Here is a 16,935-nt window from a genome sequence, read left to right as displayed (position 1 = left end):
GACCCGGTACTCCGTGACGACAGCGGTGATGCTGGATGGCGCGGGATACCGGATGCCCCGCTCCAGTGCGCAATTGGGCACAAGGCGGGGCATGGCTTCAGTGAAGGCCGTTAGTTCAGTGCGTCGTCGAGCAGCGCCTTGAGCTGCGCCAGATGTTTCGACATCAAGCCGGTGGCGGTCGCCGCCGATGCCGGACGGCCGGCATAGCGCGGACGCTTGTTGGCTGCGTGGATCTGGTTCAGTACCCATTCGAGGTAAGGCTCGATGAAGTGCCAGGAGCCCATGTTGCGCGGCTCTTCCTGGCACCAGACCACCTCCGCGTTCTTGAAGCGGCCGAGCTCCTGCACCAGCGCCTTCAGCGGCACCGGATACAGCTGCTCGATGCGCATCAGATAGATGTCGTCGACGCCGCGCTTCTCGCGCTCCTCGTACAGGTCGTAATAGACCTTGCCGGAGCACAGCACGACGCGACGGATCTTGTCGTCCGGCACCAGCTTGATCTTCTCGTCCGGCAGCATCTGCGCGTCATCGTACAGGATGCGGTGGAAGGTGGCGTTCTTGCCGAGCTCGTCGAGCCGCGACACGGCGCGCTTGTGACGCAGCAGCGACTTCGGCGTCATCAGGATCAGCGGCTTGCGGATCTCGCGATGCAGCTGGCGCCGCAGCACGTGGAAGTAGTTTGCCGGCGTGGTCGGATTGACCACCTGCATGTTGTCCTCGGCGCACATCTGCAAATAACGCTCGAGGCGCGCGGAGGAGTGCTCCGGTCCCTGCCCCTCGTAACCATGCGGCAGCAGGCAGACGAGGCCCGACATGCGCAGCCATTTGCGTTCGCCCGAGGAGATGAACTGGTCGAACACCACCTGCGCACCATTGGCGAAGTCGCCGAACTGGGCTTCCCAGAGCGCCAGGGCATTCGGCTCGGCCAGCGAGTAGCCGTATTCGAAGCCGAGCACCGCCTCTTCCGACAGCAGCGAGTTGATGACCTCGTAATGGCCGGTATCCTCGCCGCCAAGATGGTTGAACGGCGTGTAGCGGCTCTCGTCCTCCTGGTCGATCAGGACCGAATGGCGCTGCGAGAAGGTGCCGCGCTCGGAATCCTGGCCGGACAGGCGCACATGGTGGCCCTCCTGCAGCAGTGTGCAGAACGCCAGCGCCTCGCCGGTCGCCCAGTCGATGCCGACACCGGTGTCGATCGCCTTGGCGCGATTGTCGAGGAAGCGCTGAATGGTGCGGTGGGCGCGGAAGCCGTCCGGCACTTTGGTGATCTTGCGGCCGATCTCCTTGAGCACGGCGACATCGACACCGGTGACGCCGCGGCGGGCGTCTTCTTCCTGATCGGCCGACTTGAAGCCGGCCCATTTGCCGTCGAGCCAGTCGGCCTTGTTCGGCTTGTAGCCCGAGCCGGCTTCGAGCTCGGCATCGAGCCGTGCGCGCCAGTCGGCCTTGGCCTTCTCGACCTCGCCCTCGGTCAGCACGCCGTCGGCGACCAGCCGCTTGGCGTAGATCTCCAGCGTCGACGGATGCGAGGCGATCCGCTTGTACATCACCGGCTGGGTGAACGCCGGCTCGTCGCCCTCGTTATGGCCGTGGCGACGGTAGCAGAACATGTCGATGACGACCGGCTTGTGGAATTTCTGCCGGAACTCGATCGCGACCTTGGCCGCGAACACCACGGCCTCCGGATCGTCGCCATTGACGTGGAAGATCGGCGCATCGATCATCTTCGCCACGTCGGACGGATAGGGCGACGAACGCGAGTAGCGCGGATAGGTGGTGAAGCCGATCTGGTTGTTGACGATGAAGTGCAGCGAGCCGCCGGTGCGGTAGCCCTTCAGGTCGGACAGGCTGAAGCATTCCGCCACCACGCCCTGGCCTGCGAACGCCGCGTCGCCGTGCATCAAGAGCGGCAGGACCGAGATGCGCATGTCCGGCGGATCTCCGTGCTGATCCTGCTTGGCGCGCACCTTGCCCATCACGACCGGATCGACGATCTCGAGATGCGACGGATTTGCGGTCAGCGACAGATGGATGTTGTTGCCGTCGAACTCGCGGTCCGAGGACGCGCCGAGGTGATACTTGACGTCACCGGAGCCCTCGACATCGTCGGGATTGGCCGAGCCGCCCTTGAACTCATGGAACAGCGCGCGGTGCGACTTGCCCATCACCTGGGTCAGCACGTTGAGGCGGCCGCGATGCGGCATGCCGACGACGATCTCCTTCACGCCGAGATTGCCGCCGCGCTTGATGATCTGTTCGAGCGCCGGGATCAGCGATTCGCCGCCGTCGAGGCCGAAGCGCTTGGTGCCGGTGAACTTGGTGTCGCAGAACTTCTCGAAGCCGTCGGCCTCGATCAGCTTGTTGAGGATCGCGCGGCGGCCCTCGGGCGTGAAGCTGATCTCCTTGTCCGGACCTTCGATGCGCTCCTGGATCCACGCCTTCTGCGCGGCATTGGAGATGTGCATGAACTCGACGCCGAGCGTCTGGCAGTAGGTGCGCTCGCAGATCTGGACGATCTCGCGCAGCGTGCCGTATTCGAGGCCGAGCACGTGGTCGAGGAAGATCTTGCGGTCGAAGTCGGCCTCGGTGAAGCCGTAGGAGCGCGGATCGAGCTCCTCGCGGTCGCGCGGCGCCTCGATGCCGAGCGGATCGAGCTTGGCATGGAAATGACCGCGCATGCGGTAGGCGCGGATCAGCATCAGTGCGCGAACCGAGTCGCGGGTGGCCTGATGCACGTCGGCGTCGGACAGTTCGGCGCCCTTGGCCTGTGCCTTGGCGGCGAGCTTGGTGCCGACCGCCTTCTCGACCTGGGCCCAGTTGCCGTCGAGCGCCGAGGTCAGCTCGTCACGCGGCGTCACCGGCCAGTTGGCCCGGCCCCACGAGGCACCGTCGGCGTTCTTCTGGACGTCGGCCGGGGCGTCCTTCAGGCTCTTGAAGAAATCCTGCCATTCGGCGTCGACCGACGACGGATCCTGCTCGTAGCGGGCATAGAGATCGTCGATGTAGGTGGCGTTGGTGCCTTGCAGGAATGATGAGAGAGCAAAAGCAGCATTCGCGTCTTGGCGAGACATGGGGCAGTCCTGGTGATTTTTTTTCGGTTCGCGCGTAGGAGACGGCGCTGGTGCCGGTCTGGAAGTGCGCCGGCTGGATTGATACCCTTTACCCTATCTAGGACAGATATTCCTGCCTAAAAGAACCAAGAAATGAACCTATTTTCATATTTTATTGATCGGCATTCTGCTGGCAAAACGCAGTAAAAGGGCGGGTTCCCTCATGAGAACCCGCCCAAAACCACATCAAACCCTCGACGGGAACTTCGCCTGACGGCGGTTACTTCAGCATCTCCGCGAGCGTGTGCCCGAGCCGCGCCGGCGACGGCGACACCTTGATGCCGGCGGCTTCCATCGCCGCGGTCTTGGAACCGGCATCGCCCTTGCCGCCGGAGATGATCGCGCCGGCATGACCCATGCGGCGGCCGGGAGGTGCGGTAACACCGGCAATAAAGCCGACCATCGGCTTCTTGCGGCCGCGCTTGGCCTCGTCCTTGAGGAACTGGGCGGCGTCTTCCTCGGCGGAGCCGCCGATTTCGCCGATCATGACGATCGACTTGGTCTTCTCGTCGGCCAGGAACATCTCCAGCACGTCGATGAACTCGGTGCCCTTGACCGGATCGCCGCCGATGCCGACCGCAGTGGTCTGGCCGAGACCCTCCTGGGTGGTCTGGAACACCGCTTCATAGGTCAGCGTGCCGGAGCGGGAGACGATGCCGACCGAGCCGGGCTTGAAGATGTTGGCCGGCATGATGCCGATCTTGCATTCGCCGGCGGTCATCACGCCGGGGCAGTTCGGCCCGATCAGTCGCGACTTGGAGCCCGACAGCGAGCGCTTGACGCGCACCATGTCGAGCACCGGAATGCCCTCGGTGATGCAGACGATCAGCGGGATCTCCGCATCGATCGCCTCGCAGATCGCGTCCGCCGCGCCCGGCGGCGGGACATAGACCACGCTGGCGTCGGCGCCGGTCTTCGCACGCGCGTCCGCGACGGTGTCGAACACCGGCAGGTTGAGATGGGTCGAGCCGCCTTTGCCCGGCGCCACGCCGCCGACCATCTTGGTGCCGTAAGCGATCGCCGCTTCCGAATGGAACGTGCCGTTCTTGCCGGTGAAGCCCTGGCAGATGACCTTGGTGTTCTTGTCGATCAGAATGGACATGGTTCGAGATGCTTTCGCGAGACGGTCGGTGAAGGAACTCTATGATTTGAGCATGATCATATCGGAAAACCGGGGACCACTTTTCCGGATCATGCTCAGTGGATACGCCGGTACACGCCGGTGAGCACGTCGGCCCACCCTTCCGCGTCAGGCGAGAATTGAATCTTCATGTTGTAGGTGTTGTCGTCGACGACCTCGTAGACGTGACGGGCATTGCCGCGCAGCGAGCCGCGCACCAGGATCAGCGACTTGCCCGCCCAGCCGCCGGACGCCGGCGACGGCGGGTAGTAGCCGAGTGAATCGTGCCAGAACAATCGGTAGGCCCGATCCTCGCGGTCGTAGGTGAAGACGCCGTGGGTGGCGAAGCTCTCCTTGCCGTCGCGGGTCTGCACGGTGTCCTGGATCAGGTAGAACCCGTTGAGCGCGATGCGCGCGACGACATGCGAGGTGGCCGGACCGCCCGCGGTCCAGCGCGACGGATAGACCATCTCGTCGCCGTTCCACTCGCCCGCGAAAACCGCGAGCTTGCGGTGTTCGTCCAGCGGGGTCGGAGCGTCGAGATGATCGGCCATCGTTAGCCTCCCTTGACGGCTTTCACGATCTTCTGCGCGGCGTCATCGAGATTGTCGGCGGGCACGACGTTGAGGCCGCTGTCGCGGATGATCTTCTTGCCCAGTTCGACATTGGTGCCTTCGAGGCGCACCACCAGCGGCACCTTGAGGCCGACCTGCTTCACCGCGGCGACCACGCCCTCGGCGATCACGTCGCACTTCATGATGCCGCCGAAGATGTTGACCAGGATACCCTTCACGTTCGGATCGGCGGTGATGATCTTGAAGGCAGCTGCAACCTTCTCCGCGCTGGCGCCGCCGCCAACGTCGAGGAAGTTCGCCGGCTCCATGCCGTAGAGCTTGATGATGTCCATCGTCGCCATGGCGAGGCCGGCGCCGTTGACCATGCAGCCGATCGTGCCGTCGAGCGCGACATAGTTGAGGTCGTATTTCGACGCCTCGATCTCCTTGGCGTCCTCCTCAGACTCGTCGCGCAGCGCGACCACGTCCGGGTGACGGTAGAGCGCGTTGCTGTCGAACGACACCTTGGCGTCGAGCACGCGGAGCTGGCCCTGCTTGGTGACGACGAGCGGATTGATCTCGAGCATCGCCATGTCCTTGGCGGCGAACGCGGCATAGAGCTGACCGGTCAGCTTCTCGGCCTGCTTGGCGAGATCGCCTTTCAGCTTCAGCGCCTCGGCAACCGTGCGGCCGTGGTGAGGCATGATGCCGGTGGCGGGATCGACCGAAAACGAGACGATCTTTTCCGGGGTCGAATGCGCGACGTCCTCGATGTTGACGCCGCCTTCGGTCGACACCACGAAGGAAATCTCGGAGGTCTCGCGATTGACCAGGATCGAGAGGTAGAACTCCTTGTCGATATCGGAGCCTTCCTCGATGTAGAGGCGGTTGACCTGCTTGCCGTGCGGGCCGGTCTGCACCGTGACCAGCGTCGCGCCGAGCATCTGCTTGGCGAACTCGTCGACCTCGGCAACCGACTTGGCGATGCGGACACCGCCCTTGTCGCCGGCGGATGCTTCCTTGAACTTGCCCTTGCCGCGACCGCCGGCATGGATCTGGCTCTTCACCACCCAGATCGGGCCGGGGAGCTGCTTGGCCGCCGCGTCGGCATCTTCCGGCTTCAGCACCGGCACGCCGCGCGAGATCGGCACGCCGAATTCGTGCAGCAGAGCCTTGGCCTGGTATTCGTGGATATTCATGGAAAGACGCTCCCAAACCCTCGTGCGGCGAACTTCAAGTCAGCCTTGACGCTGGTATACCATATACCAAAGCTCGCGCAACTACAAAATCCGCCGGAATTTCATCACCTTGTACCCGACAGGCGATTGAAATCGCCTATCGGGTCATTGCCGATTGAGATTACTTGCCGAGCAGATCGGGCGCGATCTTCTTGCAGGCGTCGACCAGGCCCTGCACCGAGGCAACCGACTTGTCGAAGGCTTCACGGTCCTTGCCGGCGAGTTCGATCTCGACGATGCGCTCGATACCCTTGGAGCCGATCACGGTGGGCACGCCGACATACATGTCCTTCACGCCGTACTCGCCGTTGAGATAGGCCGCGCAGGGCAGCACGCGCTTCTTGTCCTTCAGATAGCTCTCGGCCATCTGGATCGCGGACGCCGCCGGCGCGTAGAAGGCCGAGCCGGTCTTGAGCAAATTGACGATCTCGGCGCCGCCGTTGCGGGTGCGGTCGACGATCTCGTCGATGCGGGCCTGCGAGGTCCAGCCCATCTTGACGAGGTCGGGCAGCGGAATGCCGGCGACGGTCGAGTAGCGGGTCAGCGGCACCATGGTGTCGCCGTGGCCGCCGAGCACGAAGGCGGTAACGTCTTCGACCGAGACGTTGAATTCGTCGGCCAGGAAATAGCGGAAGCGCGCCGAGTCGAGCACGCCGGCCATGCCGACCACCTTCTTATGCGGCAGGCCGGAAGCCTTCTGCAGCGCCCAGACCATCGCGTCCAGCGGATTGGTGATGCAGATGACGAAGGCGTCGGGCGCGTACTTCTTGATGCCGGCGCCGACCTGCTCCATGACCTTGAGGTTGATCGACAGGAGATCGTCGCGGCTCATGCCGGGCTTGCGCGGCACGCCGGCGGTGACGATGCAGACCTTGGCGCCGTCGAGCGCTTCATAGGAATTGGCGCCGACCAGATTGGAGTCGAAGCCGTCGACCGGCGACGACTGCGCGATGTCGAGTGCTTTGCCCTGCGGCACGCCCTCGGCGATATCGAACAGCACGACGTCTCCGAGTTCCTTGAGGCCAACCAGGTGCGCCAGCGTTCCGCCGATCTGTCCGGAGCCAATCAGAGCAATCTTGTCGCGTGCCATGGGAAATCAGTCCTTTGAACTGGTGCAGGAGGGAGGGAAGTCGGTTGCAAGGGTGGTTATCCCTTTCGAATGATCCATTCAAGTCGCGGCCTGCCCGATTGCGGGCCGTGCCTGCAATTCGGTCAGGCATGCCAGCAACATCCGCGCGGAGACACGAAAAGTTGCTCCGATCCGGACCGCGCGCAAGGCCAATCTCAAGTCCGAATTTCGAGGCTGGATTTCAGGTCTCGACCAGGCCGGTTGACGAGCCGCTGGCCGAGGAGTCCTTGCGGCCGTGCGGCAGCGCCAAATAGGATTCCGAGCTCATCTCGATCAAGCGCGAGGACGTGCGCTTGAACTCCATCGCCTCGATGCCGTCTTCCGCAAGGTACAACGACACCGGATCGGCCTCGGCCGAGGCCATCAGCTTCACGGCATTGTCATAGAGCGTGTCGATCAGCGAGATGAAGCGCTTGGCGGCGTTGCGCTCGGCGTAGTCCATCACCGGAATATGGTCGATCAGGATCGTGTGGTAGTCGTGCGCAAGCCTCAGGTAATCGGACGCGGCAAGCGGCTTCTCGCAGAGATCGGCGAAGCTGAAGCGCGCGACGCCATGCGACGAGCACGGCACAGTCAGCAAACGCTTTTTGATCTCGATAAGGCGCGCCTTGCACGGCGCGTTGCCAGTCATCTTGCGCCACGCCGCATTGAGCACATCGCGAGCCGCGTCATCCGCGGGCACCAGCCACATCTTCACGCCGACGAGCTTCTCGAGCCGGAAGTCGGTGCGTGCATCGAGCCGCAGCACATCCATGTGGTCGGAAATCTGCGCGATGAACGGCAGGAACAGCGCGCGGTTGAGACCACCCTTGTAGAGATCGTCAGGCGCGACGTTCGAGGTCGCGACCACGACGGTGCCGAGATCGAACAGTTTTGCGAACAGCCGCCCGAGGATCATCGCATCCGCGATGTCGGTGACGTGGAATTCGTCGAAGCAGAGCAGCCAGGCTTCGTCGAAGATCGCCTGCGCGGTGAGCGCGATCACGTCGCCGTCCGCGATCTCGCCGCGCGCGATCTGCTGGCGGTAGCCATAGATGCGCTCATGCGCCTCGGCCATGAATTCGTGGAAATGCGCACGGCGCTTGTGCTCGACCGGGCTCTGCTGGAAGAACAGGTCCATCAGCATGGTCTTGCCGCGGCCGACCTCGCCATGGACGTAGAGCCCGCGCGGCGGCTTGTCGTCCTTGTCGCCGCCGAACAGCCGTCCGAGCAGGCTCTGCTTGCGCTGCGGCTTGTAGCTCGCGAGCCGCTCCTCCAGCGCCCCGAACGCTTCGGCGGCTTGCGCCTGCGCCGGATCGGCCTCGATCGCGCCGGAGGCGACCAGGGACTTGTAGTGTTCGAGAAAGGAACTCGGCGAGGTGGACAGCATGGGCCCACCTTACGGCCCTAGTGCGCGGAAAATTGCAAGCCGTGAATTGTGCCAATGGGGTATGCAAGCGCAAGCCCTTGCATACCACGGCCGACCGCACCGGCCGCCGCCTGACACCTCAAGCCGCGATCCTCAGAAACCTCACGCGCAGAGCGCGTAGGAATCCTCGACCACGTAGGGACCGCCGCCTGTCGACGCGCGCGACGAGAACAGCACGAAGCGGTCTGCCATGAAGCTGCGGCTCGGGAAGTAGCCGCGCACGGACAGATAATCCGCGACGTCCTGGCTCGATGCGTCATGCAGACGCGCGAGCGTGACATGGGGGGTGAATTTCCTGCCCTCGGGATCGAGCCCCATCCGCTGCATCATCCGCTCGAGCTCGGCCTGCAGTTCGATCAGCGGCCGACTGGGCTCGACGGCGGCGACCACCGCGCGCGGCTTGCGTCCACCGAAGCTCGAAAGGCCCTGCAATTTGACCTCGAACGGTTTTCGGTTCACCCGAAACAGCATCGTTGCGATCTCGTTGGCCCAGAGGCCATCGATGTCGCCGATGAAGCGCAGCGTGACGTGATAATTTTCGGGATCGATCCAGCGTGCGCCCGGAAGGCCGCCACGCAAATTGGAAAGTGTCTGGCCGATCTCGGCCGGAATTTCCAGTCCAGTGAACAGACGCGGCATCGCATTAATCCTCGATGCTTGGCGCGGGTTTTGGGAGCCCGCTCCTGTAACAAGCCCGGCGACGAATCACCGATGCCTATTTGTACCCGAGATATGTGACTCTGCGAAGCATGACCCGTTAACAGCTCGTAAACCTACGGGCACAACTCGGCGCGCTGCCTGCATTTCAACTGCGTTGCCCTGATAATGCGCCGAGAAATGCCTCCACCGTGGGCAGCATGTTCTTCACGACGATGTCCACACCTTCCGCCGTCGGATGCATGCCGTCGGCCTGATTGAGCTTGGCATCGGCAGCCACGCCATCGAGGAAGAACGGATAGAGCGGCACGCCAAGCGACTTCGAGAGATCGGGATAGATCGCGTTGAACTTCGCTGCATACTCACTGCCATAGTTCGGTGGCGCGAGCATGCCGCACAAGAGCACGGCGATCTTGCGCGCCTGCAACTTTGTGATGATGTCGGAGAGCGCGGCACGCGTGACCGCGGGATCGATGCCGCGCAACGCATCGTTGGCGCCGAGCTCGACGATCACGGCGTCAGTTCCGTCAGCGACCGACCAGTCGAGCCGCTCGCGGCCCCCTGAGGCGGTGTCGCCGGATACCCCGGCATTCGTCATACTGACCTTTATCCCCTTGGTTTCCAAGGCTTTTTGTAGCCGGACCGGAAATGCCGCCGCGGCCGGAAGGCCGTAACCGGCGCTCAGGGAATCGCCCAGAACCACCATCTTGATCGGTTTCGCCGAACCTTGCGCCGGGCCATTCTCCGGTGCCGGCGTCTGCGCACTTGCCGCCGTCATCAAGCCCATAAGCAACACGAGTATGTGCACGAAGATTCTCAACCGGCCCTCGACCGCAGCAGCGGAAGTGCCATATGACCGAACCATGGACAGTCTCATCGAATCCTCTTCACTGACCGACGTCGAGCCGGACACCATTGCCGTCAGGAACGTCAATCTCTCGCTTGGCACCGGCGCGGCACGGGTCCATATCCTCAAAGATATCAGCCTTCGTGTGGCAGCGGGTGAGGCCATCGGCCTGATCGGCCCGTCGGGTTCGGGCAAGTCGACCTTGCTGATGGTGATGGCGGGGCTTGAACGTCCTGACAGCGGAGAAGTGGTCGTCAACGGGACGTCGTTCAATGCCCTCGATGAAGATGCGCTGGCGCGCTTCCGCGGCCGCCAGGTCGGCATCGTCTTCCAGTCGTTCCATCTGATCCCGACCATGACGGCGTTGGAGAACGTCGCCGTGCCGCTCGAGCTCGCCGGCAATCCCGATGCCGCCGCGCGCGCCGCGCTGGAGCTGCAATCAGTCGGGCTCGGCGAACGGCTGCATCACTACCCGACGCAGCTGTCCGGCGGCGAGCAGCAGCGCGTCGCGATCGCACGTGCGCTGGCGCCCGATCCCGCGATCCTGGTTGCCGACGAGCCGACCGGAAATCTCGACGAGACGACGGGAAAGCAGATCATCGACCTGCTCTTCACCAAGCACACCGAGCGCGGCATGACGCTGGTGCTGGTGACGCACGACCTCTCGCTGGCGCAGCGCTGCGATCGTGTGGTGCGGCTGCGTTCCGGCCGCATCGACGGACAATCCACCACATGAGCATCGCGTCCGAAGTCGCGGTGCAGGGCCGCGCGTCGTCGCTTGCCTTCCGCTATGCTCTGCGCGAACTGCGCGGCGGCCTGCGCGGATTCTACGTGTTCATCGCCTGCATCGCTCTCGGCGTGATGGCGATTGCCGGCGTCGGCTCGGTCGCCGCGAGCCTCGGCGACGGCCTGTCGCGCGAGGGCCGCACGCTGCTCGGCGGCGACGTCGCCTTCTCGCTGATCTCGCGCGAAGCCAAGCCCGAGGAGGTCGCGTATCTGCGCACCCGCGGCGAGGTTTCGGTTGCAGCCACACTGCGCGCGATGGCCCGCAGCGGCGACGGCAAGCTGGCGCTGGTCGAGCTCAAGGCGGTCGACGGCAAATATCCGATGCTCGGCGAGCTGACGCTCGAGCCGAACATGCCGGTTGCCGATCTGCTCGCCGAACGCGATGGCGTCTATGGCGCGGCCGCCGATTCAACGCTGTTGGCGCGGCTCGACCTGAAGCTCGGCGACCGCGTCAGCATCGGCAGCGCGACCTACCAGATCCGCAGCGTGGTGGCGGCCGAGCCCGACAAGCTTGCCGGCGGCGTCGGCCTCGGGCCGCGCTTCCTGATCAGCGAAGCCAGCCTGCGCGCCACCGATCTGCTGCAACCGGGCAGCCTGGTGCGCTGGATCTACCGGGTGAAGCTGCCCGACGGCGCCAACGACGATCGCGCCACCACCGCGTTGATCGACGGCGCACGGGCTGCCGCGCCGGAGGCCGGCTGGGAAGTCCGCAGCCGCAACAACGCCTCGCCGCAGCTCGAACGCACCATCAACCGCTTCACCCAGTTCCTGACTCTGGTCGGCCTCGCCGCCCTCTTGGTCGGCGGCGTCGGCGTCGCCAACGCGGTGAAGAGCCATATCGACCGGCGCCGCGACGTCATCGCCTCATTCAAGGCGCTCGGCGCCACCGGCCGCGACGTCTTCACGATCTACTGCACGCAGGTGGTGGTGCTGGCCGGGATCGGTTCGCTGATCGGGCTCGCGCTCGGCGCCGCGCTCCCCTTCGTCATCGTCGGCCTGTTCGGCAAGCTGCTGCCGCTGCCGGTGGTGCCGGCGCTGCATCCCGACGAGCTCGCGCTCTCCTTCCTCTATGGCCAGCTCACCGCGCTGGCGTTCGGGCTGTGGCCGCTCGGCCGGGTCCACGACGTGCCGGTCGCCGCGTTGTTCCGCGAGACCGTCGCCAGCGAATGGCACCGCCCGCGCTGGAGTTATCTCGCGCTGATGGCGGTGGTGGTCGCGCTCCTGATCGGAGTTGCGATCGGGCTCGCCTATGACAAGCGGGTTGCCGCCGTCTTCGTCGCCTCGTCGATCGCGGTGTTCCTGCTGCTGCGCGGGATCGCCGAGATCCTGATGGCGGTGGCACGCCGGCTGCCGCGCAGCCGCATGACCATGCTGCGGCTCGCAATCGCCAACATCCACCGGCCGGGCGCGCTGACGCCGTCGGTCGTGCTGTCGCTGGGCCTTGGCCTCGCGGTGCTCGTCACCATCACCCAGATCGACGGCAATCTGCGCCGGCAATTCCTGGCCGCATTGCCGGAGCGGGCGCCGTCGTTCTTCTTCATCGACATCCCCTCCACCGAGGCCGACCGCTTTGCCGCCTTCCTGGCGCAGATCGCGGCGGGCTCGACCGTCGAGGACGTGCCGATGCTGCGCGGGCGCATCGTCGCCGCGCGCGGCGTCAAGACCGACCAGCTCAAGCCGTCGGTCGATTCGGAATGGGTGCTGCAAAGCGACCGCGGCCTGACCTACACCGGCGAAGTTCCCAAGGGCTCGAAGATCGTCGAGGGCGAATGGTGGGGGCCGGACTACAGCGGACCTCCGCTGGTCTCGATGGAGAAGAAGATCGCCGACGGCCTGTCGTTGAAGATCGGCGACGAGATCGTGGTCAACGTGCTCGGCCGCGATGTGCCGGCGAAGATCGCCAATCTGCGCAACATCGACTGGCAGGGCCTCGGCATCAACTTCGTGCTGGTGTTCTCGCCGAATGCCTTCAAGGGCGCCCCACATAGCCACGTCGCGACCCTGACGGAACCCCATAGTGACGCCCCCGATGATGCGCGCATCATCAAGCAGGTCGCCGACGCGTTCCCGATGGTGACCAGCGTCCGGGTCCGCGAGGCGCTGGAGACGGTCGGCACCGTTGTCAGCAATCTGGTGCTGGCGATCCGCGGCGCCAGCGCCGTGACGCTGATCTCGGCGATCCTGGTGCTGGGCGGCGCGCTCGCCGCCGGGCACCGCCACCGCGTCTATGACGCCGTGATCCTCAAGACGCTCGGCGCCACGCGGGCGCGATTGCTCGGCGCCTACGCGCTGGAGTATCTGATGATCGGTTTTGCAACCGCAATCTTCGGGGTGATCGCCGGTTCGGTCGCGGCCTGGCTGATCGTGACGCGGCTGATGACGCTGAGTTTCATCTGGCAGGCCGGCAGCGCCGCGCTGGTCGTGGTCGCCGCGCTGGTCGTCACCGTCGGATTGGGGCTGGCCGGAACGCTGCTCGCGCTGAACCAGAAGCCGGCCTCGGTGTTGCGGAATTTGTGACAATTTGTAGCGGCGGCAGCGCCGTTTTGCCTATAAATGCTAGGCTAGAGCGACATTCGGCCGCGCGTGGAAGCTTGCGTCGGATGTGTTAATTTCCCACATACCACTCGGGTCGGATAGTCGGTTTGAATGACACGCAATTAATGTTCCGCAAACCGAGCCATCTGAGATAGATTTAGAACCGGCGCCGCAAATCCCTTGCGCTCCACCGGGACCAACCACGGGAATTCGACCATGTCGGACCTAGACCGCAACTACGCTTCTCCTTTCGGCCGGGCCGCCGGGCGCATTGACGCTGCGGCCGTCGACGCCGGTCTGCGCGCCTACATGCTGCGCATCTACAACTACATGAGCATTGGCCTCGCCATCACCGGCTTGGCCGCGCTCGGCGTCTATATGGGCGCGGTGACCACCGACCAGTCCGCCGCCGTCGCCAAGTTTGGCAACGCCTATCTGACGCAGTTCGGCTACGCGATGTTCGTAAGCCCGCTGAAGTGGCTGTTCATCCTCGCCCCTCTGGCGATGGTGTTCGTCATCTCGGCCGGCATCAACCGCCTGCAGCCTGCGACCGCCCAGCTGCTGTTCTGGGTGTTCTCGGCGCTGATGGGCCTGTCGCTGTCGTCGATCTTCCTGGTGTACACGCACACCTCGATCGTGCGCGTGTTCTTCATCACCGCGGCGACGTTCGGTGCGCTGAGCCTCTACGGCTACACCACCAAGCGTGACATGAGCGGCATGGGCTCGTTCCTGTTCATGGGCTTGATCGGCATCATCATCGCGAGCCTGGTCAACCTGTTCCTGGCGAGCTCGGCGCTGCAGTTCATCGTGTCGGTGGTCGGCGTGCTGGTGTTCGCGGGCCTCACCGCCTGGGACACCCAGCGGCTGAAGAACGACTACATCTACGGCTACGCCTCGCAGGGTGGCGTGATGGCAGAACGTGCGGCAATCACTGGTGCGCTGTCGCTCTACCTGAACTTCATCAACCTGTTCACATTGCTCCTGCAGCTGCTCGGCCAGCGCGACTAAGCGCCTCGAGCCGGGCGATCGATCCAAGCCTTGCAATCCAAGCCCCGGCCTTGCGGCCGGGGCTTTTCTTTTGCGCCGGGCAAAATACTGTCGTGCTATGTCCAATCCCGCGGGATCCAATCCGGAAATCAGGCCCACCGCCGAGGCGGACCTGCCCTCGATCACGGCGATCTACGCGCACGCGGTGCGCTTCGGCACCGCAACGTTCGAGCTGATCCCGCCCGACCTTGCCGAGATGACCCGCCGCTACCGGGCGCTGATCGATGGCGGCTTCCCCTATTTCGTTGCCGTGCTCGACGGCCGCGTCGCCGGCTATGCCTATGCCGGCCCCTACCGGCCGCGGCCGGCCTATCGCTTCACCGTCGAGAACTCGGTCTATCTGGACCCTGCGGTCCATCGCCGCGGCATCGGCCTCCGGCTGATGGAGCGCCTGATCGCCGAATGCGACGCGCGCGGCTTCCGGCAGATGATCGCGGTGATCGGGGACCAGGCCAATGCCGGCTCGATCGGACTGCACCGCCGCTGCGGATTTCAGATGATCGGGACGCACCCGAATGTCGGCCTGAAATTCGGGCGCTGGCTCGATACCGTGATGATGCAGCGCGCGCTCGGCGAGGGCGCGGCGACGGTGCCGACGGATTAAATGGGATCCGTAGCCCGGATGGAGCGCAGCGCAATCCGGGGCAAGTTCATCCGCGCTAGCAGCGGCCCCGGATTTCGCTTCGCTCCATCCGGGCTACGGTCTGTTGAATTTGCCGCGCCTACACCAGCGACAGCTTGCGATCGATCACGAACAGCACCCGTTCGAGTTCGTGGCCGCGGCGCAGGATCAGGCCGGTCGCCGAAATCACGCTGTACATGCCCTGCTTGCGCGCCAGCCGGGGATCCTTCTCGATCCGGTAGATCGGCATTTCGGATGCACGCCGGAACACCGAGAACACGGCGCGGTCCTTCAGGAAATCGATCGCATAATCGCGCCACTCACCATCGGCGACCATGCGGCCGTAGAGATTGAGAATGCGGTTGAGCTCAAGTCGATTGAATGTCACGCGGTTGGGCTGAGGGGTCGCGGCGGCGGGACGCGCCGCGGCACGATTCCCACTCGGATCACTATCCTCCGAGATCAAACTCATCGAGCGCCTCCTGTCATCCCGGTGACGATCGGGTTCCGAAGGCCGGTGCCCCCACTTCGGGATCGTCACGAGAGTGACATGATTGCGCTAAGCGACAGAGCCTGCAAGGGGCCATTCGCAACGCAACCAGCCCTTAACCACGGCCAGGCGCGACCGATTGTCCGGAAAACCGAAGAGTCACGGGAACGTTAGAGGAATCATATTGCTGCCCCACTTCCGCCCATCGCCCGCCCCGCTGCCCTGCGAAAAGAAAATCCTGCGTTGGCCCGGTCCTTTCGGTTCCGGATTCCTCAGCCCCCAGCCCCCCGGGGCCGTCGGGATCGGGCCTGTTCGCAGGGGAATCAAATCCCAAACACTGGGCCAACGAAAGTTGGTCCTTTTTGTTTTGGGGCCCTACTCGATGACGCGCGATCAAGACGCGCAAAGCCTCGACACTTCCCTCTCAGCAGATCACTGGATGCACGCTTGCCGCCGCACGGAGTCGCACGACTACATGCGTGCGGCCCAACGACGCGACCAGCAGGAGCTAGCCGCGCAGCGTTAGAGCGTTTTCGAGTGAAGTGGACACCGGTTCGCGCGAAGAAAACGCGTCAAACAAGAATCTAGAGCTTCGGTTCTGATCAATCAGAACCGAAAGGCTCTAGTGAAGCGAGGTGAATGCGGCGCCGAGCATCGGGCCCGGCTTGTCGCGGTTGCCGTCCTGGACGTAGACGGCCGCGGCATCGACGCCATCGCGCGTGATGTTCTCCAGCGGCACAGTCCAGCTCCCGGACGAGCCGTTCCAGTCACCGACCTTCAGGAGATTGCGCACCACGTTGTGGTAGGTGATCTCGCGGCCGCGATTCTCGCCACGCGCGATCGAGATCGGCACCGACTTCGAGATCGAGCAGATCCAGACTTCGCCGCGCGACACCGCGGGCGATTTCGATGCGGCCACCGACACGTTGATCTGCTTGCCGGTCAGCGTCATCGTCACCGGCACTGACATCACGCTGCCGCTCTTCTCGGTGTCCTTGATAGCATCCTCGATGCTGGCACGGTCGCTGCCGATCACATGGGCGGAGCCGTTGATCACGGCCTGCGGCGTGTAGACGTCGCGATCGCCGCGCATGTGCGAGTAGGCTTTCTGGCGCGCGCTGAAACGGGAATCCGCCAGTGTGTCCTTCCAGCCGAGATAGTCCCAATAGTCGATCGGCATGCTCAGCGCGATGACGTTGGGGTCCTTCGCGAGATCGCCGATGATCTTGTCCGCAGGCGGACAGGACGAGCATCCCTGCGAGGTGAAGAGTTCGACGACAGCACGCGGGTCGGCGTGAGCGGGGCGGATGATTGCGACGATCGCGCAGAAACCAAGGGCGCTGGACCATCGTGAGATAGAATTATAGGCCATCATCGCTGTCATACTGCGAA

At 64.2% G+C, this 16,935-nt stretch carries 14 protein-coding genes; 4 read left to right on the top strand and 10 right to left on the bottom strand.

Going from position 1 to position 16,935, the window contains the following annotated elements:
• Positions 1 to 110 precede the first annotated feature (110 nt).
• The 8 genes from AAFG07_RS01065 to AAFG07_RS01030 form a co-directional block, all read right to left on the bottom strand.
• Positions 111 to 3,071, bottom strand: coding sequence for a 2-oxoglutarate dehydrogenase E1 component (locus AAFG07_RS01065; RefSeq protein WP_342725622.1), 2,961 nt, complete (start codon positions 3,069 to 3,071; stop codon positions 111 to 113).
• A gap of 259 nt (positions 3,072 to 3,330) precedes the next feature.
• Positions 3,331 to 4,212, bottom strand: a complete 882-nt coding sequence (gene sucD / locus AAFG07_RS01060) for a succinate--CoA ligase subunit alpha (protein WP_092121610.1) — start codon at positions 4,210 to 4,212, stop codon at positions 3,331 to 3,333.
• A 95-nt stretch (positions 4,213 to 4,307) separates the two neighbouring features.
• Positions 4,308 to 4,784, bottom strand: coding sequence for a DUF1579 family protein (locus AAFG07_RS01055; RefSeq protein ID WP_342725621.1), 477 nt, complete (start codon positions 4,782 to 4,784; stop codon positions 4,308 to 4,310).
• Positions 4,785 to 4,786: 2 nt separating this feature from the next.
• Positions 4,787 to 5,983, bottom strand: a complete 1,197-nt coding sequence (gene sucC, locus AAFG07_RS01050) for an ADP-forming succinate--CoA ligase subunit beta (protein ID WP_342725620.1) — start codon at positions 5,981 to 5,983, stop codon at positions 4,787 to 4,789.
• A 160-nt stretch (positions 5,984 to 6,143) separates the two neighbouring features.
• The gene (mdh, locus tag AAFG07_RS01045; RefSeq protein WP_223977725.1) at positions 6,144 to 7,112 is read right to left on the bottom strand and encodes a malate dehydrogenase; all 969 of its coding nucleotides are present in this window, start codon (positions 7,110 to 7,112) and stop codon (positions 6,144 to 6,146) included.
• Between the two features lie 220 nt (positions 7,113 to 7,332).
• On the bottom strand, positions 7,333 to 8,520 hold the full coding sequence (zapE, locus tag AAFG07_RS01040) for a cell division protein ZapE (protein WP_342725619.1): 1,188 nt from the start codon (positions 8,518 to 8,520) through the stop codon (positions 7,333 to 7,335).
• 141 nt (positions 8,521 to 8,661) lie between these two features.
• A complete protein-coding gene (gene thpR / locus AAFG07_RS01035; protein ID WP_092121595.1) occupies positions 8,662 to 9,198 on the bottom strand; it encodes an RNA 2',3'-cyclic phosphodiesterase in 537 nt (178 codons plus the stop codon).
• A 166-nt stretch (positions 9,199 to 9,364) separates the two neighbouring features.
• A complete protein-coding gene (locus AAFG07_RS01030) occupies positions 9,365 to 10,024 on the bottom strand; it encodes an arylesterase (protein WP_342729420.1) in 660 nt (219 codons plus the stop codon).
• 55 nt (positions 10,025 to 10,079) lie between these two features.
• Between AAFG07_RS01030 and AAFG07_RS01025 the strand changes: the two genes are divergently transcribed.
• From AAFG07_RS01025 to AAFG07_RS01010, 4 genes are all read left to right on the top strand, one after another.
• On the top strand, positions 10,080 to 10,799 hold the full coding sequence (locus tag AAFG07_RS01025; RefSeq protein ID WP_342725618.1) for an ABC transporter ATP-binding protein: 720 nt from the start codon (positions 10,080 to 10,082) through the stop codon (positions 10,797 to 10,799).
• Positions 10,796 to 13,366: an ABC transporter permease gene (locus AAFG07_RS01020; RefSeq protein ID WP_342725617.1), complete on the top strand. Its 2,571-nt coding sequence runs from the start codon at positions 10,796 to 10,798 to the stop codon at positions 13,364 to 13,366. The genes AAFG07_RS01025 and AAFG07_RS01020 overlap by 4 nt, the downstream gene beginning before the upstream one ends.
• Before the next feature lie 234 nt (positions 13,367 to 13,600).
• Positions 13,601 to 14,392 (top strand): Bax inhibitor-1/YccA family protein, encoded by a 792-nt coding sequence (locus AAFG07_RS01015; protein ID WP_021078796.1) that lies wholly within the window; start codon positions 13,601 to 13,603, stop codon positions 14,390 to 14,392.
• 97 nt (positions 14,393 to 14,489) lie between these two features.
• Positions 14,490 to 15,035 (top strand): N-acetyltransferase family protein, encoded by a 546-nt coding sequence (locus AAFG07_RS01010; RefSeq protein ID WP_342725616.1) that lies wholly within the window; start codon positions 14,490 to 14,492, stop codon positions 15,033 to 15,035.
• A gap of 118 nt (positions 15,036 to 15,153) precedes the next feature.
• On the opposite strand, the gene AAFG07_RS01005 is transcribed toward AAFG07_RS01010, so the two are convergent.
• Both AAFG07_RS01005 and AAFG07_RS01000 read right to left on the bottom strand, forming a co-directional pair.
• Positions 15,154 to 15,525 carry a DUF2794 domain-containing protein gene (locus AAFG07_RS01005; protein ID WP_229169766.1) on the bottom strand — a complete coding sequence of 124 codons (372 nt, stop codon included), beginning with the start codon at positions 15,523 to 15,525 and terminating at the stop codon, positions 15,154 to 15,156.
• A 640-nt stretch (positions 15,526 to 16,165) separates the two neighbouring features.
• Complete coding sequence (locus AAFG07_RS01000; RefSeq protein WP_092121555.1) at positions 16,166 to 16,927, bottom strand: DUF1223 domain-containing protein; 762 nt, start codon at positions 16,925 to 16,927, stop codon at positions 16,166 to 16,168.
• Between the last annotated feature and the right edge of the window lie 8 nt (positions 16,928 to 16,935).

The organism is Bradyrhizobium sp. B097 (assembly GCF_038957035.1).
Lineage (GTDB): Bacteria > Pseudomonadota > Alphaproteobacteria > Rhizobiales > Xanthobacteraceae > Bradyrhizobium.
Note: the sequence above shows the minus strand (reverse complement) of the source record. Positions and strands in the feature narration are given on the sequence as shown.